Origin of the sequence: Paracoccus denitrificans, from assembly GCF_900100045.1 — a bacterium.
Taxonomy (GTDB): domain Bacteria; phylum Pseudomonadota; class Alphaproteobacteria; order Rhodobacterales; family Rhodobacteraceae; genus Paracoccus; species Paracoccus denitrificans.
In genome coordinates this window covers 1-23,671 of sequence record NZ_FNEA01000033.1, presented here as the reverse complement: position 1 = coordinate 23,671, position 23,671 = coordinate 1, and the positions used below count along the sequence as shown (strand labels likewise).

The 23,671-nt window shown below is 66.6% G+C and carries 31 protein-coding genes and 2 pseudogenes; 20 read left to right on the top strand and 13 right to left on the bottom strand.

All coding sequences use genetic code 11. The features are described from left to right. Positions 1-212: 212 nt before the first annotated feature. The 5 genes from BLT64_RS21630 (at position 213) to BLT64_RS21610 (ending at position 3,193) form a co-directional block, all read left to right on the top strand. A complete protein-coding gene (locus BLT64_RS21630) occupies positions 213-674 on the top strand; it encodes an acetyltransferase (RefSeq protein ID WP_011746472.1) in 462 nt (153 codons plus the stop codon). Positions 675-1,420: 746 nt separating this feature from the next. Then, a complete protein-coding gene (locus BLT64_RS21625) occupies positions 1,421-1,831 on the top strand; it encodes a single-stranded DNA-binding protein (RefSeq protein ID WP_011746473.1) in 411 nt (136 codons plus the stop codon). A 545-nt stretch (positions 1,832-2,376) separates the two neighbouring features. Then, positions 2,377-2,580, top strand: coding sequence for a hypothetical protein (locus tag BLT64_RS21620; protein ID WP_011746475.1), 204 nt, complete (start codon positions 2,377-2,379; stop codon positions 2,578-2,580). 95 nt (positions 2,581-2,675) lie between these two features. Continuing rightward, positions 2,676-2,978, top strand: a complete 303-nt coding sequence (locus tag BLT64_RS21615; protein WP_041529690.1) for a hypothetical protein — start codon at positions 2,676-2,678, stop codon at positions 2,976-2,978. Positions 2,979-2,980: 2 nt separating this feature from the next. Further along, positions 2,981-3,193: a hypothetical protein gene (locus BLT64_RS21610; RefSeq protein ID WP_011746476.1), complete on the top strand. Its 213-nt coding sequence runs from the start codon at positions 2,981-2,983 to the stop codon at positions 3,191-3,193. Between the two features lie 20 nt (positions 3,194-3,213). Here BLT64_RS21610 and BLT64_RS21605 read toward each other — a convergent pair whose 3' ends face one another. From BLT64_RS21605 to BLT64_RS21590, 4 genes are all read right to left on the bottom strand, one after another. Then, a complete protein-coding gene (locus BLT64_RS21605) occupies positions 3,214-3,738 on the bottom strand; it encodes a DUF2285 domain-containing protein (protein ID WP_371862690.1) in 525 nt (174 codons plus the stop codon). Positions 3,739-3,757: 19 nt separating this feature from the next. Beyond that, positions 3,758-4,024, bottom strand: a complete 267-nt coding sequence (locus BLT64_RS27475) for a transcriptional regulator domain-containing protein (RefSeq protein WP_011746478.1) — start codon at positions 4,022-4,024, stop codon at positions 3,758-3,760. 146 nt (positions 4,025-4,170) lie between these two features. Beyond that, entirely contained in the window at positions 4,171-4,434 is a 264-nt protein-coding gene (locus tag BLT64_RS21595) for a DNA -binding domain-containing protein (protein WP_011746479.1), read from the bottom strand. Between the two features lie 185 nt (positions 4,435-4,619). Further along, positions 4,620-4,835 carry a helix-turn-helix domain-containing protein gene (locus BLT64_RS21590; RefSeq protein WP_074810651.1) on the bottom strand — a complete coding sequence of 72 codons (216 nt, stop codon included), beginning with the start codon at positions 4,833-4,835 and terminating at the stop codon, positions 4,620-4,622. Positions 4,836-5,046: 211 nt separating this feature from the next. Here BLT64_RS21590 and BLT64_RS21585 point away from each other — a divergent pair, with 211 nt between their 5' ends. The 15 genes and pseudogenes from BLT64_RS21585 to BLT64_RS21515 all read left to right on the top strand — a co-directional run bounded on the left by BLT64_RS21585 (position 5,047) and on the right by BLT64_RS21515 (position 17,462). Next, entirely contained in the window at positions 5,047-5,316 is a 270-nt protein-coding gene (locus tag BLT64_RS21585; protein ID WP_074810642.1) for a helix-turn-helix transcriptional regulator, read from the top strand. Continuing rightward, positions 5,313-6,182 carry a replication initiator protein A gene (locus BLT64_RS21580; protein WP_277751054.1) on the top strand — a complete coding sequence of 290 codons (870 nt, stop codon included), beginning with the start codon at positions 5,313-5,315 and terminating at the stop codon, positions 6,180-6,182. The genes BLT64_RS21585 and BLT64_RS21580 overlap by 4 nt, the downstream gene beginning before the upstream one ends. Before the next feature lie 240 nt (positions 6,183-6,422). Next, entirely contained in the window at positions 6,423-6,923 is a 501-nt protein-coding gene (locus BLT64_RS21575) for a DUF2840 domain-containing protein (RefSeq protein WP_074810639.1), read from the top strand. Then, positions 6,893-7,291, top strand: a pseudogene (locus BLT64_RS27005) (DNA cytosine methyltransferase); the annotation flags it as partial. The gene BLT64_RS21575 and the pseudogene BLT64_RS27005, both read left to right, overlap by 31 nt. Positions 7,292-7,375: 84 nt before the next feature. Continuing rightward, the gene (locus BLT64_RS21565) at positions 7,376-8,539 is read left to right on the top strand and encodes an IS110 family RNA-guided transposase (protein WP_049792343.1); all 1,164 of its coding nucleotides are present in this window, start codon (positions 7,376-7,378) and stop codon (positions 8,537-8,539) included. 524 nt (positions 8,540-9,063) lie between these two features. After that, positions 9,064-9,582, top strand: a complete 519-nt coding sequence (locus tag BLT64_RS21560) for a hypothetical protein (RefSeq protein WP_041530019.1) — start codon at positions 9,064-9,066, stop codon at positions 9,580-9,582. Positions 9,583-9,835: 253 nt separating this feature from the next. Beyond that, positions 9,836-10,381 (top strand): annotated as a pseudogene (locus BLT64_RS21555) (S26 family signal peptidase); the annotation flags it as partial. A gap of 54 nt (positions 10,382-10,435) precedes the next feature. Next, positions 10,436-10,768, top strand: a complete 333-nt coding sequence (locus BLT64_RS21550) for a DUF736 domain-containing protein (protein WP_041530021.1) — start codon at positions 10,436-10,438, stop codon at positions 10,766-10,768. Positions 10,769-10,771: 3 nt separating this feature from the next. Next, a complete protein-coding gene (locus BLT64_RS21545) occupies positions 10,772-11,467 on the top strand; it encodes a lytic transglycosylase domain-containing protein (protein WP_011746487.1) in 696 nt (231 codons plus the stop codon). A gap of 49 nt (positions 11,468-11,516) precedes the next feature. Then, the gene (locus BLT64_RS21540) at positions 11,517-12,098 is read left to right on the top strand and encodes a hypothetical protein (RefSeq protein ID WP_011746488.1); all 582 of its coding nucleotides are present in this window, start codon (positions 11,517-11,519) and stop codon (positions 12,096-12,098) included. A 241-nt stretch (positions 12,099-12,339) separates the two neighbouring features. Next, the gene (locus BLT64_RS21535; protein WP_011746489.1) at positions 12,340-14,076 is read left to right on the top strand and encodes a relaxase/mobilization nuclease domain-containing protein; all 1,737 of its coding nucleotides are present in this window, start codon (positions 12,340-12,342) and stop codon (positions 14,074-14,076) included. Positions 14,077-14,158: 82 nt separating this feature from the next. Then, positions 14,159-14,410 carry a type II toxin-antitoxin system Phd/YefM family antitoxin gene (locus tag BLT64_RS21530; protein ID WP_011746490.1) on the top strand — a complete coding sequence of 84 codons (252 nt, stop codon included), beginning with the start codon at positions 14,159-14,161 and terminating at the stop codon, positions 14,408-14,410. A gap of 3 nt (positions 14,411-14,413) precedes the next feature. Continuing rightward, positions 14,414-14,851, top strand: coding sequence for a PIN domain-containing protein (locus BLT64_RS21525; protein WP_041529691.1), 438 nt, complete (start codon positions 14,414-14,416; stop codon positions 14,849-14,851). A gap of 172 nt (positions 14,852-15,023) precedes the next feature. Then, positions 15,024-17,048 (top strand): conjugal transfer protein TraG, encoded by a 2,025-nt coding sequence (locus tag BLT64_RS21520; RefSeq protein ID WP_011746492.1) that lies wholly within the window; start codon positions 15,024-15,026, stop codon positions 17,046-17,048. 3 nt (positions 17,049-17,051) lie between these two features. Continuing rightward, on the top strand, positions 17,052-17,462 hold the full coding sequence (locus BLT64_RS21515; protein ID WP_011746493.1) for a CopG family transcriptional regulator: 411 nt from the start codon (positions 17,052-17,054) through the stop codon (positions 17,460-17,462). 40 nt (positions 17,463-17,502) lie between these two features. On the opposite strand, the gene BLT64_RS21510 is transcribed toward BLT64_RS21515, so the two are convergent. The 9 genes from BLT64_RS21510 to trbJ form a co-directional block, all read right to left on the bottom strand. Further along, on the bottom strand, positions 17,503-17,811 hold the full coding sequence (locus tag BLT64_RS21510; protein ID WP_011746494.1) for a type II toxin-antitoxin system RelE/ParE family toxin: 309 nt from the start codon (positions 17,809-17,811) through the stop codon (positions 17,503-17,505). Beyond that, a complete protein-coding gene (locus BLT64_RS21505; RefSeq protein ID WP_011746495.1) occupies positions 17,808-18,077 on the bottom strand; it encodes a CopG family ribbon-helix-helix protein in 270 nt (89 codons plus the stop codon). The genes BLT64_RS21510 and BLT64_RS21505 overlap by 4 nt, the downstream gene beginning before the upstream one ends. A 196-nt stretch (positions 18,078-18,273) precedes the next feature. Beyond that, on the bottom strand, positions 18,274-18,516 hold the full coding sequence (locus tag BLT64_RS21500; RefSeq protein WP_011746496.1) for a DUF2274 domain-containing protein: 243 nt from the start codon (positions 18,514-18,516) through the stop codon (positions 18,274-18,276). Positions 18,517-18,520: 4 nt separating this feature from the next. Continuing rightward, positions 18,521-19,696: a TraB/TrbI/VirB10 family type IV secretion system protein gene (locus tag BLT64_RS21495; protein ID WP_011746497.1), complete on the bottom strand. Its 1,176-nt coding sequence runs from the start codon at positions 19,694-19,696 to the stop codon at positions 18,521-18,523. Next, positions 19,696-20,700, bottom strand: a complete 1,005-nt coding sequence (gene trbG, locus BLT64_RS21490) for a P-type conjugative transfer protein TrbG (RefSeq protein WP_011746498.1) — start codon at positions 20,698-20,700, stop codon at positions 19,696-19,698. Before trbG ends, BLT64_RS21495 begins: the two co-directional genes overlap by 1 nt. Then, a complete protein-coding gene (trbF, locus tag BLT64_RS21485; RefSeq protein ID WP_011746499.1) occupies positions 20,697-21,386 on the bottom strand; it encodes a conjugal transfer protein TrbF in 690 nt (229 codons plus the stop codon). The genes trbG and trbF overlap by 4 nt, the downstream gene beginning before the upstream one ends. Beyond that, on the bottom strand, positions 21,383-22,702 hold the full coding sequence (trbL, locus tag BLT64_RS21480) for a P-type conjugative transfer protein TrbL (RefSeq protein ID WP_011746500.1): 1,320 nt from the start codon (positions 22,700-22,702) through the stop codon (positions 21,383-21,385). Before trbL ends, trbF begins: the two co-directional genes overlap by 4 nt. 7 nt (positions 22,703-22,709) lie before the next feature. Next, positions 22,710-22,997 (bottom strand): putative entry exclusion protein TrbK-alt, encoded by a 288-nt coding sequence (trbK-alt, locus tag BLT64_RS21475; protein WP_011746501.1) that lies wholly within the window; start codon positions 22,995-22,997, stop codon positions 22,710-22,712. Positions 22,998-23,017: 20 nt separating this feature from the next. After that, the coding region (gene trbJ / locus BLT64_RS21470; protein WP_074810636.1) for a P-type conjugative transfer protein TrbJ at positions 23,018-23,671 on the bottom strand (654 nt) is incomplete at its 5' end.

Below are 23,671 nucleotides of genomic sequence, written 5' to 3'. Positions count from 1 at the left end.
AAAAAATCGCGCTCGCCGGGCATGGCCCGGCTCGCGAAGACAAGGCGGAGAAATCGGCAGATGCGCTCATGGCCGATGCGACAGGCGCGAACGGCGCGGCATGATCCGGACGGGCGGAGACGCCAGCTATCGGAGCCCGGTCGGATCATGCCGGAGGCGGGACGTGGTGCGGCCCCTGTAGCGCATGGATTCCGGCGCTGGTAAGCACGGGCATGTTCGAGATTCGCACCTCCACCGGTCAGGATACAGCCCGGGTCATGGACATCTGGCGCAGGGCTGTCGATGCCACCCATGACTTTCTCGCGCCGCATGACCGCGCCGCGATCGAAGATGAGCTTTCGATTTTTCTGCCGCAGGTGCACCTGTCGCTTGCGGTCGATCACACCGATAATCCGCTGGGCTTCATGTTTTTGCACGAAGGCCATCTGGAGGCCCTTTTCATCGATCCGGATCATCATGGCCGAGGCATGGGAACCGCACTCATCCGTGCTGCGCTCGCCGATCATCCGGACCTGACGACCGATGTGAACGAACAGAACCCCAAGGCGCTCGGGTTTTATGAGCGTATCGGCTTCGAGCGCACCGGCCGCTCGCCCTGCGACGGGCAAGGAAGACCCTATCCGCTCATCCATCTTCGCTATCGGCCGCCGGCCTGGCGGCAGATCATTCCCTAGCGCGATTGGGCCGATGCGGGTGCCCGCGATCCGCCGCTCCCATGGAAAGACCCGGCGGCTGGAACCGCCGGGGCCACTGGGCCTCCGGCGCAGGTCGGGATGTCATCGCCGACGAACCGGCCCTCGTCCCCGCCGTTCCCGGCCCGCCGCACCCGGCACGGAAATCCATCATCGCCGCCAACCGCGCAGCCATATCGGTCCTGCCTTTCGCATCCTGCCATTCCGTGCCGTGCATCCCCGCCGCGATGCGACCGGCTTCATGCCGACCCCGCAATATTGCTGGATGGTCCAACCCAGGGCCGATGACACAACGGCCATGCCATTCCGCGCCCCCGACCCGACAGCCCGATCCTTCCTGTCCCGAACGACCCGGCCCTCCGGCGGCGGACGCAAGGGCGACTAGCAAGGGAAAGCGAAGCGGCACAGCTGCAGGTGGTGCGGATTCCGGGGCCTTTGCCGACAGGACGGCACCGGCGAGGAGGCCGCCGTTCCGCGATCCGTCCCCGATCCGCCCCCGGACGAACCAATCCCTCCGCCTGTCCGATCCCCTAACTCCGTGCGGTTTTCACCGGCAACCCCCAAGGCTCCGGACCGTGTTGCCGCGCGTGCGCGGCTGCCCGCCCCACTCCGAAGCATTGCGGGCAAGCTGCCGCCCGAAGGGGGCGTCAGTTGCAGGTGCCTCCCGACGGACTTTTCCGGGTCTCGTCGGAGGGAATGGTCCCTCCTTCGAGCAACGGAGACAGACAATGCAGAACATCGTCATCCTCGCCGGCACCATCCGCCAGGCCCCCGAAACCCGCACCACCCGCAGCGGCACCGACGTCACCCGCTTCAAGCTGGTCACCTCGCGCCCGCTCTACTCGGAGGGCCGAGTCGTCCGCGACGAGACCGGTTATCGGGTCGAGGACGCGGAATGGCACCGCGTCGTCGCCTTCAACGGGTTGGGCCGGACCATCCAGCAATATTGCGAATCCGGCACGAAGGTGCTGGTGCGCGGCCGCATCCACTACACGAAATGGCAGGATGCGGAAGGTCAGGACCGCTACGGCTGCGAGATCGTCGCCGAGACGGTGGATTTCCTCAGCCGGGCACTGCAGTCAGAGGCCGACGACAAGGACGAGGGCCGGTTCATCGATGAAGACGACATCCCCTCCTGAGCGGGAGGCCCGAGAGCCCGGCGGTTTCAGCCGCCGGGTTTTCCCATGTCCGCACCGGATCGCCCTGAGGCCGCGCCGCCCAGAGAAGGCTTCCCGACCGGATCGACCGGCCGGGAAGCCTCCGGCGCGGGCCTGCTGCCTTCCCCCGACCCCGACCCAATCTTTTTCTCGTGAAGAAGAAACAGGGGCCTGGGAAAGGGGCTGGGGAGCGAGGCAGCGCCACCGATGGGCTTTACATGGCCGTCAACGCGTGGTCGCGAACGGTGAACTTTGCTTCAGGGCAGAAGGGGAAATCGGTGTCCGCCGGTGAAAGGGTGCCATCCGCGGGCGTTTCGGCGGCAGTGCGACGGGCCTGAGAGGCCAGCTAACAGACTGAAAATAATGGATAAACGCCACAACCGACTTGCGCCAAGGCCCTGTTTTTGCTAGACTATTCTTAAGGTGCCAAGGTGGTCGCCACCAACCGGCACCATGCTCCCCGCAACGCGGGGCCGGGTCAGTAGAAGGGGCCGGACGGATCGGCCCCCAAACCCGGAGAGACGCCGATGCATACGGCGACATTCGAAATCAACATCCCCGGCAACCCGCTGGCCGGCCGCATCAACCTCGAGGACATCGAGATGGGCATGGACGCGGACACCGGGGTCAAGGCCCGCGCCAGCCGCGACAGCATGACCCTGACGGTCAGGGTTGCAGCGAACGATGCCGCCGACGCCGCCAACTGGCTTCGGAAGATGGGCCTGATCTGACCCCGCCAACGGAAGCTGCCCGGTCCCGCCGTGCGGGGCGTACCGCAGCAGGAGAGGCTGAACGGTTCGACCCAAGCCCAGATCGGAGAACGCCCATGACCTGTGAAACTGAAACCACCGCCCTCGCGGCGAAGATCCACGCCGAATGCGAATTCTGCTTCGACCGCAACGACATCCACGAAGCCCTCGAGCTGCTCGGCCAGATGGTCGAATACGGCGCAACCACCCCGGCGGAGATCGAGGCATTCCTCCGCCTGCGCGCGAGCGATACGAGGCCGACCTCGCAAGCGCCTGACTGTGCCAGCGAAAGCAGGAATCCCGCCAAGGCAGACGCCCGGCGGGGCTGCGGCAGTAGCGGGACCGGCTGGATCGCCCCCGCAACCGGACTGGAGAGGTAAAAATGAACAACCCGAACACCGTGACCGAACTGATTGCCGAAGCCGCCAACGCCTTGATCCGCCGCGATCCGCACCGGCTCGAGGAACTGGAGCGGATCAGCAGGGGATGGATGCAGACCCACGACGAGGAACTGGCCCAGATCATCCTCCTGCAGGCGATGACCGAAGCCGCCGATCTCCTCCTCGACACCCCGAGCGAGATCGAGAGCGCCTGATACCAGGAGCGGAAGTCGGTTCAGCGCCGCCGGTGCTGGCCGCCCCGCAACAAAGTCAGGTATTCGCCGCCGACCATGGAGCGTGCCTCGGCGAGGATGCGGGCAAGCTGCCGGCGCTCGGAGGCAGATTTCCATTCGGCGGCGCTGAGTCCGCTGAAATCCGTCCGGAACAGGACGCCGGCGATGTCGCGGCGCGAGGCGCCGGATTCGGCCCCGTCCCAGGCACGCAGCATCAGGGTCGCGCGGTGCCGCTCGGATGCCGACAGCGCCTGTAGGGAAGGGATCGGGCGGACAGGCCTGCCGGTCAGCAACCGATGAAACCGCTGGATGCTGTTCAGCCGGACCATCAGATCCTCGTCGAGCGGCACGACGATCGCCAGCCGGATCCGGGCCATGCCGTGGGGAAACCAGAGCCGGTGATCGCCACCCGCATCGGCGACGATGCCGTGCAACCCCTCGCTTGTCCGCAAGACCGACGCCAGCGGCAGATCGGCTGGATCAAGCAGCGGTGGCCGGTCATAACCTTCAGGTGCGGCGGTGAGGATCAGGGTGGCGGGAAGCGCATCAGGACGCCAGAGCGGCCGGGCTTCCGATACCGGAAGTGCGGGATCGACCGGGAAACATCAGGCCCCAGCGGCGGGCCATCCGGGCAATCTCCTCTCTCGTGGCATCGGCAACAGGCGCCTCGCGCCCGATATGCTGGCGGATCCGGGAATACTCCGCGCGATAGCGGCGGTTGCGGCGCAGGAACTGAAAGGTCATCCGGGCACGGTCGAGCGTCCGGAACCGGTTGTCATAGCCCGGAGACCTCCAATCGGTGGAAGACGGCATGGCTCTGCTCCCCATCGGAAGGAAAGGCGGGTTGGAAGCCGGGAGTATGCGGACAACCGGCAATTGCGCGAAGAGCATGCCCCGGAATACGAAGCAGGTCGCAACCGAACCAAAAGCGCAGACAAATACCGCTACCGTTCCCTGCGCTAGCGCATGCGCGGTTTCAGGATCTGGCGGTAGCCTGCCTCGGTCATCCAGCGCGCCCGGGCCAGATGACTGTCGTGAACGCGCTTCGCCCGGTCGGGATCGGCGGCCACGTCGAGGCCGAAGACGATCCGGGCCACCTCGCGCCAGTCGGCCCCTTCCTCCTCCGCGTCAAGCAGTCGCAGATAGGTGGTCAGATGGGCCTCGTCATAGCCGGTCAGCCGCTCGGACTGCGGCGGGGTGTCCTCGAAGGCGTCAGCAGCCATTGGGCTCTCCTCTTTCCGATCCGTGCCCAGGATGAAGAACGCGGCGATCCCTTTCTAGGGGAACGATCCGTGCCGCGTATCGGGATTTTCCGAATACACACATTCCGGAACGGGCAGGAGGGCGGTTTGATGGTCGGCGTAAACCTGCGAATCCTTGGAAAAACGGGCGAACGGTTGCCGAAAGCCTATTCCTTGTCGCGGCGGAGCAGTTCCACCGGATCGACCTCCAGCACCACGGCGAGCTTTTCCAGCATATCGACGGTCGCGGCGTTCTCCTCGCGCTCCAGCATGCCGACATAGTTCCGGTTGATGTCCGCACGGTCGGCAAGCTCCTCCTGCGACAGGGATTTCTCCTGTCTCAGCCGGCGCAGATTCCTGGCAACTCGCTCCCGTAAGCTCATGCCGGAGGAGTCGCCGGGCACCCGATCCGGCGCCACCCAGTATAATGGGGATTCGTGAGCCGGCCAAGTTTTTCGTCGACCCGGCTCCAGCCCCAACGAGAGGGAGTGACAAAAACCGGGCCGTCATTCTGTCACTCCGGCCCGGCGCTGCTTTTGCGCCATCGTCGCCGCAATCCCGCCTGTCCGGCGGGTCTTGCGACGGAGACCGACGATGCAGAACGAACCCGATCCCGCCTGGCCGCGCTTCGTGCGCACCGAGGAAGCCGCCCGGCTTCTGGACCTCTCGCCGCGCACGCTGGAAAAGCACCGCTGCGGCGGCACCGGTCCGGTTTACCGCAAGCTTGGTGGCAGGGTGGTCTACACGATTGCCGATCTGCGTGCCTGGATCGAGGGCTCGGCGCGCCAATCCACCTCGGAAATGGCGAAGATCGCCCGCAAGCCCGACCGGACGCTGACCGAGGCGAGGAGGGTGGGGCGGTGAGTTCTCCCATCTCCGCGCGCCGCATCTACGAGGGCCGGCAGATGGACCTGTTCCGGCCCGTCGCCAGCGACATCGCCGCGCGCGATTCCCGCGACCTGATGTCCTGGCCGTTCTTTTCGCTGGCCAAGTCCCGCCGCGTGGTGCCGATCGATTTCCACATGGGCTCGGTGTCCATCCGCGTCGAGGCGACGCCTGAGCACGGCATGGCGACGATCTGGGATGCCGACATCCTGATCTGGGCCGCCAGCCAGATCGTCGAGGCCCGCAACCACGGCTTGCGGACCTCCCGCCTGATGGCCGCGACGCCCTATGAGATCCTCACCTTCATCGGCCGAACCGATTCCGGTCTCGGGTATCGACGCCTGAAAGCGGCTCTCGACCGGCTGCAGTCGACGACGGTCGCCACCTCGATCCGCCAGCCGGCGGAACGGCGGCGGCACCGGTTTTCCTGGATCAATGAGTGGAAGGAATTGCTCGACGATCGGCGCCGTCCGCTCGGGATCGAGTTGATCCTGCCCGACTGGTTCTATGCCGGGGTGATGGACGATGCGCTGGTCCTGACCATCGACCGGGCCTATTTCGACCTCAAGGGCGGGCTGGAGCGCTGGCTGTACCGGCTGGTGCGGCGCCATGGCGGCCGGCAGCCCGGCGGCTGGAGTTTCGATCTCCGGCATCTGCATCTGAAATCCGGCAGCCTCTCGCCGTTCAAGCGCTTCGCCTTCGAAATCCGCGCCCTGGTGATGCGCCAGCCGCTGCCTGGCTATCGCCTGTCGCTGGCCGTTGGTTCCGATGGGTTGCCGCGGCTGCATTTCCAACCCGATGACAACGATCCGCGCAGGCCCTCGGGCTGCGGGATCAGATTGTGAATAAGCTGTGGAACGTCTCGTACTATCCGGAACCCTCCGGCCCGTACTATCCGGAACCCGATCCTCGTACTATCGGGAACCGAGGCACCTTTTAACCATATTGAATCCGAACGGGGATTCGGCTCCTCCTAACTTACCTAACTCAAGGATTCCTAACCTTGTAGGCGCGCGCCGGTCTGTGGACAGGGCCGTTTTGTCCCTTGAATCGGAGACTGACCGCGCCACGAAGGGGGGTGACGAATGAGTGTTCGTCACCCTGAATCATCGAAACCTGATCCTGCTCCGATCACCTTGGTCGACATGATCTGGCAGGAGAAGCGGGTCGAGCACTGGCTGCGCTTCGGACGCTTCTGCCACGAACACCGGCTCGACCGTCAGCGCCGGACCGTCGGCTTCGCGCCCGGCAGCGTCTTCGCCGTCGTGCGCTGGGCGGGCAACGAATACGGCACCGTGCTCTCGCGCCTCGACATCTTGCGGGCTGTAGGACCTAGCGAGCCCTTCCAGACGCTGCCCTTCATGCGCCCGGGCGCCGAGATCCTGCTGCGGGTCTCCGGCTGGCCGAAGGTCGAGCGGGTGTTGCAGGCGGTCGACGCCGTCGAGGCGCTGGGCATCGATCCCTGTTTGGTCTCGCCGGAGCACTGGCGGCATGTCCACAACCGCATCGCCGCGGGAGAGCCCTTTCGGACCTACACGAAGGCCCAGCACACCGCATGGCTGAAGCGCCGGAGGGTAGGGGCATGACGGCACATCACCCGCGCCTCGCGCTACCTCTGCGCGTGCTGGATCTCTTCAGCGGTGCCGCGGGCGGCTGGTCGCTCGGGTTGCACCGCGCCGGGTTCACCACCGTCGCCGCCTGCGAGATCGTCGCATGGCGGCGCATCCTCTATTCGGAGAATTTCCCGCATGTCAGACTCTACGCGGATATCCGCACCCTCACGGCAGCTCGACTTGTTTCCGACCTCGGCTGCCTGCCCGACATCGTCGTCGGCTCGCCACCCTGCCAGGACATCTCCAGCGCCAACACGAGGGGCAAGGGGATCGAGGGCGAACGCTCGGGCCTCTATCTCGAGGCAGTGCGGCTGGTCGGAGAATGCCGGCCTCGCTGGTTCGCTTTTGAGAACAGATCCTATGGCTGTTTGCCGGAGGCCGCTGTCGTGCGGTTATGGGCAAGGCAAATGGTCAAGGAGGCAGCCATGAATACGCAGGTTCATCAACATAAATCGCACGTCATCGCTCATGACGAGGTTTCAGCGATATTCATATCCTTGGAATTAAGCAAATCGACCTGGCTGGTGACGTCGATTTCTCCGGGCGCGGGGGAAAAAATGTCCCGGCATACCGTTAAGGGCGGCGATGTGGCGGCCCTGATGGACCGATTTGATGCGCTTCGTCATAAAGCCCTGCAAAGAACCGGCCGTGACTTTCCGATTGTGACAATCCATGAGGCCGGCCTGGACGGGTTCTGGATACATCGTATCCTCGAACGGGAAGGCGTCGAAAGCCACATTGTCGATGCGGCGTCGATTGCAGTGCCGCGGCGGCATCGGCGTGTGAAAACCGACAAGGTCGATGGCGAAACCCTCGTCAGGACGTTGCTGGCCTGGAAACGGGGGGAGCCGCGGGTCTGTTCGATGGTCCGCGTGCCCTCTCCGGAGGATGAGGACAGGCGCCGACCGTCGCGGGAGCGCAAGGTTCTGATCGCGGAACGTGTCAGCCACGTCAACCGCATCAAGGGGCTGCTTTATTCGCAAGGCGTGGCCTATGAACCCCTGCATCGCAATCGCCGGCAGAATCTGGAAGAGCTGCGCACTGGCGACGGGCGCCCGCTTTCGCCCTGCCTGAAACGACAGATCCTGCGCGAACTCGATCGCCTCGAACTGCTTCTGGAGCAGATCAGGAACGTCGAGGCAGAGCGCGACGCCGACCTGAAAGAGGAACGTAAAACCGATACGCCGCCGGTTGGGGTTCTGGCCGCGCTGAAAGGTATCGGCCCTGAGTTCGCGGCCGTGATCTGGGCCGAGGGGCTGTCACGCCCGTTTGAGAACCGACGGCAAGTGGCAGCCTACGCGGGCCTGGCACCGACACCATGGCAAAGCGGTTCCGTGAACCGGGAGCAGGGTGTCAGCAAATCCGGCAATCCCAGGCTGCGAACGACCATGATCCAGCTTGCCTGGCTCTGGCTGCGTCATCAGCCTCGTTCCGAGCTGAGCTGCTGGTTCCAGCAGCGCGTGGCCGGCCATGGCGGTCGTGTCCGCAAGACCATGATCGCCGCCATGGCGAGAAAACTGCTTGTCGCCCTGTGGAAGTACCTCACGGCCGGCGTCGTCATCGAAGGTGCCGCCATGAAGACGGTTTGACCCTTCATGGCAATGATGTTCGACGGGATCTGATCAATCCCGCCGGATCCGGGTGGGCGACCTGATTAGCGCGTGGCCTCAACAGCCGTAGAACAGAATGGTCCCGTCCTCCCGAGCCCTCGCCCGCAGAATGCGGGATCCTGGTGCAGCCGCCCCGAGCGGCGACCGTATGTGAGTTTGATACGTGCGGCGGAAACGCGCGCGGATCGGGGAACGGGCTCGGACCATGGATCTGGAACAACGGAAAGGACTGGCGAAATGCCGGAATATACCCTCTTGCAGGAAAGGTCCCCATGTGAGCTCTAATTTGCGAACTCGCGGCGCCGACCGGCTGCTCGACGAGTTGGAAGCGCTCGGCTACGCTTGCTGGCCATGCGTGGTGGGTGCTGCGGATATCGGCGCCAACCATGTCCGCAAGCGCTCCTGGCTCATCGGCTGCGATCCCGAACAGCTTGCCCACGCCCGTGTCGCAGTCCCGGCAGGGTGGCATGCGGCTGGAGGGCGAATCGGGGGCACGGAAGGCGATGAAGGACTCGGGTCTCTCCGACCTGTTCCGCAACCGCCCGCTGCCGACACCGATGGCCTCGGACGGGATGAAGGACGGTGCCGGCGGCGGCGCGGGATCGACATATCCGCTGCGGATGAACCTCGCCACGCCGCGGAAGACGGACGCGGATCGCGGCGGCCGGGGCGACCTTCTCAGCCAGCTTCGGGGCCACAACAGCCGCCATGCGGGGATGTCACGGGCTCCCGAAACCCTGCCGACGCCGACCAAACGCGACAGCCGCATGGACGGCTGGAGCCCGGCCTACGACCGCCGGAAATCGCCGACGATGGATGCGGTGATGGACGGCGCGATGACCAACCGGGCGCCGGACAAATGGGCCGGGGCGCGGGCGCTGGCGGCGATCTTGCGGAACCATGGCCTGACTGGAACGGCGGCATTGCCCATCACATACGGGTGGATGATGGGATTTCCGCCTGGCTGGCTCGCACGCGCCTTGCGCTCGGCAGTCGCAAGGGGACGTCTGCGGCGAGCCTGATCGTCGAGGCCTTCGGCGATGCGGTGGTGCCGCAGATCCCCGAGGCCATCGGCCGCGCCATCCTGCGCAGCGAGGCCGCACTGAACGCGGTGCTGGGGGACGCTTCGGCGGGTGACGCAGCTGCAGGCGATGATGCATCCGTAGCCCCGGGTGCAGGTGATGCCGCTGCCGACGGGGATGCTGCCGACCAGGCGGACGGTGATGCTGACGACAGCACGCCCACCAATGATCCTGCGGATCGCGGAGGTGCGTCATGACCCGCAGGACCCGCACCGCCTATCTCGCTGCCACCGGCCTTGCCGTTCTGGTGATCGGTGCTGTTTCCGTCACCGAGATCGCGCCCCGACTGATCTGGAACGCCTCCGCCAGCGTGCCGCTCGGGCTTTATGCCGTTCAGCCCGTCGGCAATCTGACCCTCGGCGATCTGGTCGCGGTGACGCTGCCAGAACCGCTGGCGCAGTTCATCGTTGCGCGCGGCTATGTCGGCCCCGGCGTGCCGCTGCTGAAGCGCGTCGCCGCGCTTCCCGGCACCCGGGTCTGCCGCAGAGGATCCACGATCACCGGCGACGGCCAGGTCCTCGGCGAGGCGCGCGAACGTGACCGCTTCGGCCGGCCGCTGCCAACCTGGCAGGGCTGCCGGCTGATCGCTGAAGGCGAGGTGTTTCTCATGAACCAGGACGCGGAAGACAGTCTCGACGGCCGCTATTTCGGCCCGCTCCCGCTCGGCAGCGTCACCGCTCGCATCGTCCCGCTTTGGACCGATGCGGAGGACCACGGCCGCTTCCGCCGGCCTGCGGCCGGTGCGGAAACGGTCCCTGATCCCACCACCAACCACCAGCCCACGGAGAGTAACATGCCACAGATCGGCGAATTCACCCGCACACAATCCGGATACGAGGGCCGCATCCGCACCGTCACGCTCGATCTGCAACTGGTCTTCGTGCCCACCCATGCCGATGTCGAGAACGCCCCGGATTACCGGCTCCATCTCGACGGCGAGGACGGACCGGAGATCGGCGCCGGCTGGACCCATAGTGGCGAAAGGGCCGGAACCTACATCTCGGTCGCCCTCGACGATCCCGTCCTCGCGCAGCCGATCCGCGCCCGGCTGTTCCAGTCCGACGAGCAGGGCCGAAACTGGGGCCTGCACTGGTCGCGTCCCAGAAAACGCGACGAGCGGGACTGAGCCATGCCGGTATCCGTCCTTCGCCATACTGACGGGCGGGCTTACGCCGCCCGCGGCATCGCCATTCTTCTTCTTTCCGGCCTGACAATCGCCACCCTCCCGGCTGCCGGCCTGCTGGCGCAGACCGTGCAGCCAGTCGTGCGAGAATCCCGCGATCCCTTCGCGTCCCATGTCGCGGAAGCCTCGCTGCGCTTCGGCATTCCGGCGCACTGGATCCGCGCCGTGCGCCATGTCGAAAGCGCCGGCAATCCGCAGGCCGTCTCGCCCAAGGGCGCCATGGGCCTGATGCAGATCATGCCGAAGACATGGGCGGCGCTGCGCGCCCGCCATGCTCTCGGCGACGATCCGTTCGACCCGCGCGACAACATTTTCGCCGGCGCCGCCTATCTGCGCGAGATGCACGACCGCTACGGCACCATCGCTGGCATGCTGGCAGCCTACAATGCCGGGCCGGGACGCTACGACGAGCACCTGATCTCGGGCCGGCTCCTGCCGGCCGAGACCCGCGCCTATGTCGCCGCGCTCGCGCCGCTGATGGGCGGCGTGACGCTTCCTGGCAGTCCTCCTGCTGTCGCGCCTCCGCGCGATTGGCGCGAAGCACCGCTCTTCACCGGCAGCATGACCGGCAGCCCGGATGCGGAACGAGTGCAGCCCGGCGGTCTGTTCCTGCGCCGGTCCGACGCGGGAGCAGTGCAATGAAAAAACATTCCAGACGCCTCACCACCTACCTCGACGGAGGGCTCGGCAGATGAAGATCGCCTATGCAGACCCGCCCTATATCGGCTGCGCGCATCTCTACTGCGACCGCCCGGATTACGCCGGTGAGGTCGATCATGCGGCGCTGATCGATCGGCTGGAGCGGGACTACGACGGCTGGATCCTGCATGCCGCCGCGACGCCGCATTCGTTCGCCGTTCTCGCGCCACTGGTCGAGCCGACGGGTGCCCGGTGGATGGCTTGGGTGAAGGGCTTCGCCGCCTTCAAGCGTAATGTGCCGGTCGCCTGGGCCTGGGAACCGGTGATCGTCAAAGCCGCCCGCAAGCCCGTGGTCAGCAAGCGGCTGGTGCTGCGCGACTGGGTGCAGGAAAGCATCACCCTGCGCCGTGGGCTGACCGGCGCCAAGCCGGAAGCCGTCTGCCTCTGGGCCTTCGAGATGGTCGCCGCGCGGCCCGAGGATACGCTCGACGATCTGTTTCCCGGCACCGGCGCCGTCACCGCGGCGTGGCATTCATGGCAGCGGAAGTTCACCCTGCCGGGCGATCCGGTGCCTGCACTGCCGCCGTCGGACAGCGCCCGCCGGGGTCGATCCCGCACGGGAGGCGCCTCATGAGCGTATTTGGATCAGGTCGTGTTCTGTCGTGCTCCATCGCAGAAAAGGGCGTCGCGGCCTGTTGGGCCGCGGCGCTTTTAGGACGGCAAGATAAAAGCCCGCGATGTGCGGGCCGGGCGGTTGGGGATGTTTGCCGGGTTTTCGAGAGAATTGCGCACATCGCGGCGCCCATCCGTACCTCGCGGCTTCCCGGATTATGCAGCTTTCCGAACGAATCCCGCACCTCGCAGGAGATCGGCCCATGAGCAACGAGGACGATTTCCGCATCCGCCCCGGGGGCATCCGCTCCAGCCGCAGCCAGCGCGCCCGGCCTTTCGTGGTCCAGGCGCTGGCCGCCGCCCAGAAGGCGGGCGGGCGCGTCTCGCGCAGCGGCAGGATCGTGTCGCCGGGCACCTCGCGCTTCGGCCGGGGCCGAACTGCGGCCGTCCGCGCCAACAGGCTGATCACCCGCCGCACGCGGCTCTGCACCGTCAAGGTCCGGGTGGTACGCAGAACAGGGCAGGCCGCGGCGCTGCCGCGGCATCTGGGCTATCTCGGCCGCGACGGCGTCACCCGCGGTGGCGAAAAAGCCCGCATGTTCGATCCACACAGCGACGATGCGGACATCAAGGACTTCGCCGAGCGCAGCGAGGACGACCGCCACCATTTCCGCTTCATCGTCTCGCCCGAGGATGCCGCCGACATGGCGGACCTGAAGCGGTTCACCCGGGAGTTGATGGCGCAGGCGGAAAAGGATCTCGGCACGGAGCTCGACTGGATCGCCGTCGATCACTGGAACACCGACAATCCCCATGTCCATGTCATCCTGCGGGGGCGGGCCGATGACGGCAAGGATCTGGTCATCTCGCGCGACTACATCCGGGAAGGCTTGCGCGACCGGGCACAGGACCTGATCACCCGGGAACTGGGGCCGCGCCATGACCATGAGATCCACCGCAGCCTGATGCGGCAGGTCGAGGCGGAACGCTGGACCGCGCTCGACCGCCAGCTTCTCCGCGACGCCGGCAAGCCCGGCGTCATCGACATGGCCCCACACGTCGATGGTCCGCGCGACGATTACCTGCCGCAAAAGGTCGGGCGGCTGCGGCATCTGGAACGCCTCGGCCTGGCCGATCAGGTCGGGCAGGCGCAATGGGTGATCCGGCCCGAGGCCGAGATTATGCTGCGCGAACTCGGCGAGCGCGGCGACATCATCAAGCGCATCCATCGGGCGCTGTCGGGGCAGGGGATCGATCGTGGGGTTTCGGACTACGTCTTTGCCAGCGAGGCCGATGGCCCGATCCTGGGCCGGCTGGTGGAACGCGGCCATGACGACGAGCTGAAGGGCAGCGCCTATGTGGTGATCGACGGTGTCGATGGCCGCACCCATCACATCCGGCTGCCGCATTTCGACGCCGCCGGCGATAGTGCGCCTGGATCCATCGTCGAGCTGCGGTCTTACGAGGATGCGAAGGGCGCGCGCCGCACCGCGCTGGCTGTTCGTTCCGATCTGGATATCCGCGCTCAGGTGACCGCCAATGGTGCCACCTGGCTCGACCGCCAGGCGGTCTCTCGCGATCCTGTGGCGCTGTCGGAGGCCGGTTTCGGCGTCGAGGTGCGCCAGGCGATGAAGCGGCGCGCGGAACACCTGATCGAGGAGGGTCTGGCCGAGCGGCAAGGCAGCCGCGTGATCTTTGCACGCCGGCTGCTCGACCGGTTGCGCGAGCGCGAGGTCGGCGCGCTTGCCGAAAAGCTTGCCGCCGAGACCGGCATGTCCTACGACCGGGCGAACACCGGCGATCATGTCGCGGGCACCTATCGCCGGCGCTTCGCCCTGGCCTCGGGTCGTTTCGCCATGATCGACGACGGGCTGGGCTTCAAGCTGGTGCCCTGGACGCCTTCGCTCGAACGGCATCTCGACCGGCACGTCTCGGGCGTCGCCCGGGCGGATGGCGGCGTGGACTGGTCCTTCGGTCGAAAGCGCGGGCTCGGGCTGTGAGGCGGCGGCGGAGAGGTCGGGGTCTTGACGACCGAAGCGCGCGCACCATATGACCATGTGTAGTCATAACCCGGAGGCGGCCATGAAGGAACTCCAGCTCAGGGATGCGAAGGCGACGCTTTCCGCCGTGGTCGATCAGGCCGTGGCTGGCGAGCCGACGGTTATCACCCGGCACGGCCGCAAGGAAGCGGTGCTGCTCTCCTTCGAGGAGTTTCAGCGCATCTCCCGGGTGCCGGATTTCGCCGATCTGCTGCTGGCCTTTCCCGGCGAGCCCGATGACATTCCCGAACGTGCCCGCAAGCCGGCGCGCGCGCTGCGGGATACGGGCCTCTGAATCTTGTACCTGCTCGATACCAACATCGTCTCGGCCTCCGTGCCGACGAGGCGAGACGCCGATGCCCAGGCTCTCGCCGCCTGGATGCGCGCCCATAGCGACCGGCTCTATCTCTCGGCCATCACCATTGCCGAGATCGAGGCAGGCATCGCCCGAGCGGTCAGGATCGGCGCCAGCGCCAAGGCTCCGGCGCTACGCCGCTGGCTCGCCGCCATCGAGCATTTCTATGCCAGCCGGATTCTGCCTTTCGGCATCGGGGAGGCCCGCCAGGCCGGAGCGATCCTCGACCGGGCGCGCGCCCATGATTCGGGTTTCGAGGACATCGCCATCGCTGCGACTGCGGCCGCGCATGACCTGACGGTGCTGACCGCCAATGAGCAGCATTTCGCGCCGCTCGGCGTGCCTTTCGCCAATCCGCTGAAGGAATTGCCTGCGCCGTAGCTGGATCTACGCAGAAATTGGAACCTGTGCCGGCAATCAGACCGCCGCATCCCGCAAGTATTCTTACGCTTCCCTACGCTGCACTGCGATCCGCCCAAGGATTGCGGTTGAATCTTGCGCCGGGCGGGTTTTCCTCATTGCATCGAATACCTGCAGGGAGCCTGGAACCGCCTTGTCCGGCACGAAGATCCTCTGGGGCCAGATCACCGTGGTCTTCCTGATCGTGCTGATCTTCGTCTGGTCCGGCACGCAATGGACGGCCTGGCGGCTTGGCTTCCAGCCGCAGCTCGGCCCGGCCTGGTTCGCTCTCTGGGGCATTCCGGTCTATTACCCGCCGGCCCTGTTCTGGTGGTGGTACTTCTACGATGCCTATGCGCCACGCATCTTCGTCGAGGGCGGCATCATCGCTGCCGCGGGCGGATTCCTCGCCATCGGCACCGCCATCATCCTCTCGGTGATGCGCGCCCGTGAGGCTGCCGATGTCGAGACCTACGGCTCGGCGCGCTGGGCGGAGCGGCCCGAGATCGAGCGGGCCGGACTGCTCGGCCCCGATGGCGTGGTGCTCGGCAAGCTCGGCGCGGACTATCTGCGCCACGACGGCCCGGAACATGTGCTCTGCTTCGCACCGACCCGATCCGGTAAAGGCGTCGGGCTGGTGGTGCCGACGCTGCTGACCTGGCCCGGCTCGGCCATCGTCCATGACATCAAGGGTGAGAACTGGCAGCTCACCGCCGGGTTCAGGGCACGGCACGGCCGGGTGCTGCTCTTCGATCCGACCAATGCCCAATCCGCCGCCTACAACCCGTTGCTGGAGGTGCGCCGCGGGGAATGGGAGGTGCGCGATGTCCAGAACATCGCCGATATCCTCGTTGATCCCGAGGGCTCGCTGGAAAAGCGCAACCATTGGGAAAAGACCAGCCATGCCCTTTTGGTTGGCGTGATCCTGCATGTGCTCTATGCCGAGGAGGATAAGACCCTCGCGCGCGTCGCCGCCTTCCTCTCCGATCCGCGCCGGTCGATCGAGGCGACGCTGGCGGCGATGATGAAGACCCCGCATCTCGGAGAGGCCGGCCCGCATCCGGTCATCGCCAGCGCCGCGCGCGAGTTGCTGAACAAGGCCGAGAACGAACGCTCGGGCGTGTTGTCCACCGCCATGTCCTTCCTCGGGCTTTACCGCGATCCGGTGGTGGCCCAAGTCACCAGCCGCTGCGACTGGCGCATCGCCGATCTGATCGCGGGCGAGCAGCCTTCGACGCTTTATCTGGTGGTGCCGCCTTCCGACATCTCGCGCACCAAGCCGCTGATCCGGCTGGTGCTGAACCAGATCGGCCGGCGCCTGACCGAGGATCTGCGCGGCAAGGACGACCGGCACCGCCTGCTGCTGATGCTGGACGAGTTCCCGGCGCTGGGACGACTGGATTTCTTCGAATCCGCCCTGGCCTTCATGGCCGGCTACGGCATCAAGTCCTTCCTGATCGCGCAATCGCTCAACCAGATCGAGAAGGCCTATGGCCCGAACAATTCGATCCTCGACAACTGCCATGTCCGGGTCAGCTTCGCCGCCAACGACGAGAGGACGGCCAAACGGGTCTCCGATGCCCTCGGCACCGCCACCGAGATGAAGGCGATGAAGAACTATGCCGGGCACCGCCTGGCGCCCTGGCTCGGCCATATCATGGTCTCGCGCTCCGAGACCGCCCGGCCGCTGCTCACCCCCGGCGAGGTGATGCAGCTGCCGCCCGAGGACGAGATCGTCATGGTGGCGGGCACCCCGCCGATCCGGGCCCGGAAGGCGCGCTACTATGTCGATCCGCGTTTCCGCGAGCGGGTGCTGGCCCCGCCCGATACGCGCGAGGTCATGCCTTCACGGCAGATGGATGACTGGACCGGGCTGCCGCCGCCAAAGCTGGATGATGTGGGGCAGGGGGCTGGTGCTGCCGCCGTGCCGAATGCCGCGCTTGCCCAGGTCGACACCAATTCATCCGGGGATTCGGACAATGCCGGTCTGCGCCGAGAGCCAGGACTGGAGCCCTATCAGGATATCGCGCCGCAGCCGGTGACGCTTCCGGAGAACGAGTTCGATCCCGATTTCGAGGCCCCCGAGCAGCAGGCGGTCCGTAACCGGGGACTGGCGCGCGACATGCGTCGGGTCGCGCGCCAGATCTCGATGAACCAGGACGACGGATTGGAGCTCTGAGCCATGCCGGAACATGCCGACAAGAAAAGGCGCCTCTCGGTCTATCTGGACCCCGAACTGATGCTGCTGTTGGCCGATTATGCCGACCGGCGCGGGAAGTCCCGCTCGCTCGTGGCCGAAGCGGCCATCGCATCTTTCCTCACCCCCGATGTCGACGAACGGCAGGAGGCGGCGATGACCCGGCGGCTCGATCGCATCGACCGCAATGTCCAGCGGCTGGAGCGCGATATCGGCATCGCCAACGAGGCCTTCGCGATCTTCGTGCGGTCCTGGCTGACCGCGACCCCGGCGCCGCTCGACGCGGCGGCGCGGGCCCAAGGCGGCGACCGCTACGACCGGTTCCTGGAAGCCCTCGGCCGACGCCTCGTCAGCGGGCCGAGGCTGCAACAGGAGGTGCCAGAGGAGCGCGGGTAGGGAAGGCACGTCGGCGCACCCACCTCCCATGTCTTCCGGGTCAGTGCGGCCAGTCCTCATCGGGCCAATCCTGCGAGGTATGGATGACGCGCAGGATGACGACGCTTTCCCGGCCGGCGATCGCCCGCAACTCGTAGGCGATGATATAGGGCAGGCGGCTCACGGATTTCTCATAGCTGCCCGTGACCCGGCCGGGCCGCCCCGTCGCCATGTCTCCGAGAGCTGTGCCGGTGTCCCGGATGCGGTCCGCAACCCGCCGCGCGGCGGCCGGGTTGTCCTGCGCGATGAAGGCGATCTGCTCCTTGATGTCGTCCAGGGCCGCGCGGGTCCAGGCAACCGGCCGCCTCACGCTTTTCCTGCGCGCGTTGCTTCCGCCGCGTCGATCACGGCATGGATCTCGGCCATGGCATCTTCATGGGATACGACGCGGCCGGCCGCCGCATCGGCCATGCCGCGCCGGATGCCGTCGATGATTTCCAGTTCGCGCTCGACATAGGCGGAAACGGCTTCGGCCGCGAGGAACGACTTGCTGCGCCGGGTTTCTCCGGCGATCCGCTCCAGCTTCTGCTTGGTCTCGGGGGAAACCCGAATCGTCATGGTGGTGCTTGCCGTCATAGTGAAAGCCTTGTAATGTATTGTGTACAAGATAACACGACCGGGCTGTCCACGCCATAGTCCAGACGCAAAACGTAAGACGTTATGTGTCAGGGTGTCGTTTCCCCTGTCGTTGCTGCCTGGTCTTCTCCCGAAACCCCATGCACGAGCGAGCCCGCGAGGAGCTGGGCTGCAATGGGCAAGGAAGGGCAGATGTTCAGCCATTTGGCTGCCCCCGGACACTGATACTCCGCCTTGCTTTCGCAAACCCGCGATCCGAGGCGATGAACCTCTCCAGCATCGGCACGACGAGCTTTTGCGGTGCGACAGCCCCTTGCCCGCCGCTCCGGCCTAGAAGTTCGCCGTAAAGAACCAGATCCCTGTGCAGGCCGGCGGGCAGTTCGACGGTCAGCTTCACCGGCGTATCGTCCGCGATCGGCCCGAGCTTCAACTTTGTCATGGCATCATCCTCCTGCGTTCTCGAAGACCAAGTCCCGGCTCACCAGAATCCTGACCGGGAATCCCGGCCGGATGGTGAGTGTGGGGGCGACCTGCAGCTGGCGCTGGACGATCTGCTGGCCGGCCTGGTTGACGGTGTCCTGGGCGCCGTCGCGGATGGCGCGGATGAGCCGGTCCTCCTCGTCGCCGGCGGCGAGTTCGGTGCCCACCGCCAGCAGGGTCGAGAGCCCTGCGACCTTCATCAGCTCTCCCCAGTGGTAATCGACGCCATCCTCGAGCCCGGCATAGCCGGACGCGTCGGCGCCCGGCAGGCGCTCCAGCACCAGCGAGCGGCCGTCCGGATAGATCAGCCGGTTCCAGACAAGGAGAACGCGGCGCTGGCCGAATGTGACATCCGCATCGTATTCGCCGATGATGCGGGTGCCCTGCGGGATCAGCAGGATCGAGCCGGTCGGGCTGTCATAGACGGGTTGGGTGACCTGGGCGATGATCTGGCCGGGCAGGTCCGAGCGGATGCCGGTGACCAGCGCCGCCGGGATCACCGATCCGGCCTGCAGGATATAGGGCGAGGCCGGTGCTTCGACGCGATCCGGAACCACCGTGATGCGGTCGGCGGCGGCGCCCAGAAACGCCGCGTGCCGGTCCTGCGCGCTTGTCGCTCCCGGTTCTCCCATGGTGCCGGATCCTCCGGACGCCGATCCGGCACTCCCGGCACCGGTATCCGGCCCGCCCGCAGGCCGTGGCCCACCCTGAAAGAACACGCCGCTGAGCCGCGCGGCCTCTTCTTCCGCCAGTCGCTGCTGCTCCGCCGCGTCCATGGCCGGTACGGCCTCGAGCGGGGAGGCGATGTCCGGTGCCGGCGCCGGCACCGGTTCGCCGCGGTTCCGGGCGTTGAGGATCGGCTTGCCGAGATCGCCGGGCAGCGCCGGGCCGAGGACGGGACCGCTATAGTCGCGCGGCAGTTCCGCCAGCCCGTCGGCGGTGGTACGGTTCTCGGTGGAGAACAGCTCCTCGCCGCCGCGCTCGACGTCGCGGGTTTGCAGGGCAAAGATCAGCGCCGCCCCGATGCCGAGTGCGGCGATCCCACCGAGGCCCGCCAGCACCTTGCGCGACAGCCGGGTGACGCGCGGCGGCTCGGCCCGCAGGCGCATCGGCGCGGCGGCAGCTTCCCTGTCGCTCATCAGGACGATCCTTTCGTCGGCGCGCGGGTTGGTTGGGCGACCGCCCGTGTCTGTTCCATACGGATAATCCGTACCACCTGCTGGCGCTTGCCGGACCCAAGCCGCAACTCGGCCACACCGAAGAGCCGGTCGACGATCATGACGTTGCCGTAGACGCGGCTGTTGACGATCTCGGGCGCACCGTCCGGGCCGATGACGAAGAGCGGCGGCATCTCGCCCTGGGCGATGCCGCGCGGAAAGACCACATAGACCCGGCGGCCGTCATCGAAGACCGAGACCGGCCGCCAGGGTGGGCTCGCGCCTTGCACCTGCACGCCGTAGCGATGGTTGCGGGATGCTTTGCCTGGTATAGCCGGTGCTGCGGGAACCGTTCGCCGTTGGGCCGGTGCCGACGATTCCGGATAGTGCCAGGACACCGCCGGCATCCAGGCCTCCTCGCTCGCACGCAGCTCCAGCATGTAGCGGCGCCGGTCGGTGGCGATGACCAGGTTAGTACTGATGTCGGGCCGTGTCGGCTTGACCAGCACATGCACGCGGTGGAACACGCCGCTGCCGCTCTCGGTATCGCCGATGATCCAGCGGGCGGTGTCGCCGGCGGCGATGGGGCCGGCGCCGGTGAGACTCTCGCCGGGCTCCAGCGCGATATCGGTGATCTGTCCGGGCGCGGCATAGACCTGATAGAGCGCGCCTTCGCTCCACGGATAGACCTGTATGGCATTATAGTAGCCCTCGCGGCGCGGCTCGACCCGGGCGGCGAGATTGGCATTCGCCACCCGACCGATAGGGCTCTCCGCCGTATTGCCGCCGCGCGCCGGTGTCCAGTCCGGCGGCACATGCAACGGTTTTGGTGCCGGATCGGCAACGGCAGCGGGCGGCGAAGGCAGCGGCGGCACGTGGTCGTCATAGCTGACCTGCGGCGATTTCTGGGTGGCGCAGCCCGCCAGCATGGTGGCGAACAGCAGGACAATGGCCGGTCCGGGTTTGCGGAACGTGATGGGGATCATTGGCTCATCTCCCGCGACCATGAGATCGCATTGACGTAGATGCCGAGCGGATTGGCGCGCAGAGTTTCGGCGGTGCGGGGCGTCTGCAGCACCACGGTCAGGATCGCGGTCCAGCGTTCGGTATTGGAAAGCTGACCGTTCTCGTAGCGCTTTTCCGTCCAGGCGACCCTAAAACTGTCGGGCGAGGCGCGGATGACCGAGGACACCTCGACCGAGACCTGCTGCTCGCCGAGTTTCGCAAAGGGATCGTTGCCGCGGGCATGGTCGTTCAGCGCCGCGGCACCGCGATCCGTGGTGAACTCATAGGCCCGGAGCCAGTTCTGGCGCAGGATCACCGGATCGGCCGGGATCGAGCGGACCTGCTCGACAAAGCGGCCGAGATGCCAGGAGATCTGCGGATCGGTCGGGCGATAGTCGGCCGCGGCCGGTGCGACGGCCTGCGCCTGGCCGAGATCGTCCACCTGCACCACCCAAGGGACCACGGTGCCGCGCGCCGACTGCCAGACCAGGGCGGAAGCGAACCCGGCGGCGAGAAACAGGCAGGCAAAGGCCATGTATCGCCAGTTTCTGGCCTGCACCCGGGCCGAGCCGATGCGCTCGTCCCAGACTTGTGTTGCCTTCTGATAGGGCGTGACCGGTTCCGGGGTCTTGCCGTAATGGGTCGTCGGGCGTCTGAACAGGTTCATGGCTTGTCGCTTTCGGAAAGGGAAACGGAAGCACCGGGACCATGGCTGTCACCTGACCGGACCGCATGGGCGGCGACGGTTGCGCCCCGGCCCACGGCTTGCCCGCGCAGGCGCTGCGCCCAGGCGGGCGGGCTGCCGGGAGATGACGGAGTGGGCACAGATGCACCGACGCCGCCGAGCGTTCCCTGCGTGGTGGATCCGCCAGTGCCGGTGAAGGCGGTCTTCACTCCGGCGGCATGGCTCTTGGAGATGCTGGCCGCCGCTTTGCGCAGCGGCGACAGCGCGGCGATGCCGGCACCTTTGCCGATACCGGCGACACCGGAGAGGGCACCACCGAGCCCGGATTCTCCGGCGGAATGGAGGGTGTAGGCAGCGGAGGCGGCGCCCGCCGTCGCGGCTCCGCCGCGTGCGGCCATCGCACCACCCTTCGCCCCCAGCACGGTCGCCCCACCGGCGACGAGCGCGGCACCCCCTACGGCCAGCCCGGTGCCGACGGCGGCACCCGCGCCAAGCTGCGGACCTCCGGAGACGAGCCCGTTGGCGATGCCGGGGCCGAAGATGCCGAGGCCCAAGAGCGACAGCGCCGCCAGCACGATGGCCATGGCGTCGTCCACGGTGGGCGCGACGCCTCCAAAGCCGGTGGTGAACTGCGAAAACAAGGTGCTGCCGATGCCGATGATGACGGCTAGCACGAGAACCTTGATACCGCTGGAGACGACATTGCCCAGCACGCGCTCGGCCATGAAGGCGGTCTTGCCGAAAAGCCCGAAGGGGATCAGCACGAAGCCCGCGAGCGTGGTCAGCTTGAACTCGATCAGGGTGACGAAGAGCTGCACGGCGAGGATGAAGAAGGCGAGGATCACCAGCGCCCAGGCGAAGAACAGGCAGAGGATCTGGATCAGGTTCTCGAACACCGCGACCCAGCCCATCAGGTCGGAGATGGATTCCAGGAGCGGCCGTCCGGCATCGAGCCCGGTCTGGGCGACGCGGCCGGGGCGCATGAGATCGGCGGCGGTGAAGCCGGTGCCGGAGGCCATGAGCCCGAGACCGGCGAAACTGTCGAAGACGATGCGCGCGAGACTGTTCCAGTTGGTGATCAGCCAGGCGAAGACGCCGACGAAGATGGTCTTCTTCACCAGCCGGGCCAGAATATCGTCCTCGGCGCCCCAGGCCCAGAACAGGGCGGCCAGCGTCACGTCGATGACGATCAGCGTGGTGGCGATGAAGGCGACCTCGCCGCCCAGAAGACCGAAGCCGCTGTCGATATAGCTGGTGAAGACCGCCAGGAAATTGTCGATGACGCCGGATCCGCCCATGTTCCTGCTATTCCTCGCTGCTCGAGGTTGCGGCCGATTGCGCCGGCGTCCGGCCGAGAAACCGGTCGCGGGTCTCGGCCCAGATGCGCAGGCACTCGGCATCTTCCGCCGCAGCCGCGCCCATCCGCTGGCAGCGGCGCTGCCCCTCGCGCAGCGGATCTTCCGGCTGCGATTGACTCTGCCGACCGGGCAGGGGCGGCAGATCGCCGGCCCGTTCCATGCGGATCAGCGTCACGGTCATGACGATCGCCAGGAACAGGATGGCAATGAGCCGGACCATCGCCTTGCCCTCCATGATGGTGCCTCCTCGGGCTTTCAGTCGTTGAACATCCGGGCATTGCCGGGCTGGTAGCCGGCGCCGGGTGTCAGAAACCGTTCGCGCTGGATGCGGCCCTGTTCGGCCGCCGCCGAGCGCTCGGCCTCGCTCAGTGCCTCGGCCCGGCCGGTGGCGGCGAGGAGCGCGGTGAGGTCGGACAGTTGCTGCGATTGCAGGGCCAGCAACTGGTTGCCGGCCTGGCTGGCCTGCAAGGCGCCGTCAGCATTCTGGCTCTGCTCGACCAGCGCGGCCATCTCGGCCCGCTGCGCCTCGATGTTGTTGGTGACGCCGGACTGGACGCGCATGGCGTCCTGAAGCCCGCCCATGGTGTTGCTCCAGCGCGTCCGGGCATCGGCCAGCAGTTGCTGCTCGGATGTCGAGAGATCCGGCGTGCCGTATTCCCGCTCGAAAGCCTGATCGACCTCCTGCACCTCGAAGGCGATGTTCTGGGCCTCGTCGAGCAACTGCTGGGTGCGGGTGACGTTCTGCTGCAATTGCTGCAGCGAGCTATGCGGCAGGCTGGCGAGATCGCGGGCCTGGTTGATCAGCATCTGCGCCTCGTTCTGCAGCGAGGCGATCTGGTTGTTGATCTGCTCCAGCGACCTGGCGGCGGTCAGCAGGTTCTCGGCATGGTTGGTCGGGTCGTAGACGAT

Bases quoted from the DNA above. Each gene is read 5' to 3' on its own strand.
- BLT64_RS21630 (WP_011746472.1), top strand. From the start codon at position 213: ATGTTCGAGATTCGCACCTCCACCGGTCAGGATACAGCCCGGGTCATG.
- BLT64_RS21625 (WP_011746473.1), top strand. From the start codon at position 1,421: ATGCAGAACATCGTCATCCTCGCCGGCACCATCCGCCAGGCCCCCGAA.
- BLT64_RS21620 (WP_011746475.1), top strand. From the start codon at position 2,377: ATGCATACGGCGACATTCGAAATCAACATCCCCGGCAACCCGCTGGCC.
- BLT64_RS21615 (WP_041529690.1), top strand. From the start codon at position 2,676: ATGACCTGTGAAACTGAAACCACCGCCCTCGCGGCGAAGATCCACGCC.
- BLT64_RS21610 (WP_011746476.1), top strand. From the start codon at position 2,981: ATGAACAACCCGAACACCGTGACCGAACTGATTGCCGAAGCCGCCAAC.
- BLT64_RS27475 (WP_011746478.1), bottom strand. From the start codon at position 4,024: ATGCCGTCTTCCACCGATTGGAGGTCTCCGGGCTATGACAACCGGTTC.
- BLT64_RS21595 (WP_011746479.1), bottom strand. From the start codon at position 4,434: ATGGCTGCTGACGCCTTCGAGGACACCCCGCCGCAGTCCGAGCGGCTG.
- BLT64_RS21590 (WP_074810651.1), bottom strand. From the start codon at position 4,835: ATGAGCTTACGGGAGCGAGTTGCCAGGAATCTGCGCCGGCTGAGACAG.
- BLT64_RS21585 (WP_074810642.1), top strand. From the start codon at position 5,047: ATGCAGAACGAACCCGATCCCGCCTGGCCGCGCTTCGTGCGCACCGAG.
- BLT64_RS21575 (WP_074810639.1), top strand. From the start codon at position 6,423: ATGAGTGTTCGTCACCCTGAATCATCGAAACCTGATCCTGCTCCGATC.
- BLT64_RS21565 (WP_049792343.1), top strand. From the start codon at position 7,376: ATGAATACGCAGGTTCATCAACATAAATCGCACGTCATCGCTCATGAC.
- BLT64_RS21560 (WP_041530019.1), top strand. From the start codon at position 9,064: ATGAAGGACTCGGGTCTCTCCGACCTGTTCCGCAACCGCCCGCTGCCG.
- BLT64_RS21550 (WP_041530021.1), top strand. From the start codon at position 10,436: ATGCCACAGATCGGCGAATTCACCCGCACACAATCCGGATACGAGGGC.
- BLT64_RS21545 (WP_011746487.1), top strand. From the start codon at position 10,772: ATGCCGGTATCCGTCCTTCGCCATACTGACGGGCGGGCTTACGCCGCC.
- BLT64_RS21540 (WP_011746488.1), top strand. From the start codon at position 11,517: ATGAAGATCGCCTATGCAGACCCGCCCTATATCGGCTGCGCGCATCTC.
- BLT64_RS21535 (WP_011746489.1), top strand. From the start codon at position 12,340: ATGAGCAACGAGGACGATTTCCGCATCCGCCCCGGGGGCATCCGCTCC.
- BLT64_RS21530 (WP_011746490.1), top strand. From the start codon at position 14,159: ATGAAGGAACTCCAGCTCAGGGATGCGAAGGCGACGCTTTCCGCCGTG.
- BLT64_RS21515 (WP_011746493.1), top strand. From the start codon at position 17,052: ATGCCGGAACATGCCGACAAGAAAAGGCGCCTCTCGGTCTATCTGGAC.
- BLT64_RS21505 (WP_011746495.1), bottom strand. From the start codon at position 18,077: ATGACGGCAAGCACCACCATGACGATTCGGGTTTCCCCCGAGACCAAG.
- BLT64_RS21500 (WP_011746496.1), bottom strand. From the start codon at position 18,516: ATGACAAAGTTGAAGCTCGGGCCGATCGCGGACGATACGCCGGTGAAG.
- BLT64_RS21495 (WP_011746497.1), bottom strand. From the start codon at position 19,696: ATGAGCGACAGGGAAGCTGCCGCCGCGCCGATGCGCCTGCGGGCCGAG.
- trbG (WP_011746498.1), bottom strand. From the start codon at position 20,700: ATGATCCCCATCACGTTCCGCAAACCCGGACCGGCCATTGTCCTGCTG.
- trbF (WP_011746499.1), bottom strand. From the start codon at position 21,386: ATGAACCTGTTCAGACGCCCGACGACCCATTACGGCAAGACCCCGGAA.
- trbL (WP_011746500.1), bottom strand. From the start codon at position 22,702: ATGGGCGGATCCGGCGTCATCGACAATTTCCTGGCGGTCTTCACCAGC.
- trbK-alt (WP_011746501.1), bottom strand. From the start codon at position 22,997: ATGGAGGGCAAGGCGATGGTCCGGCTCATTGCCATCCTGTTCCTGGCG.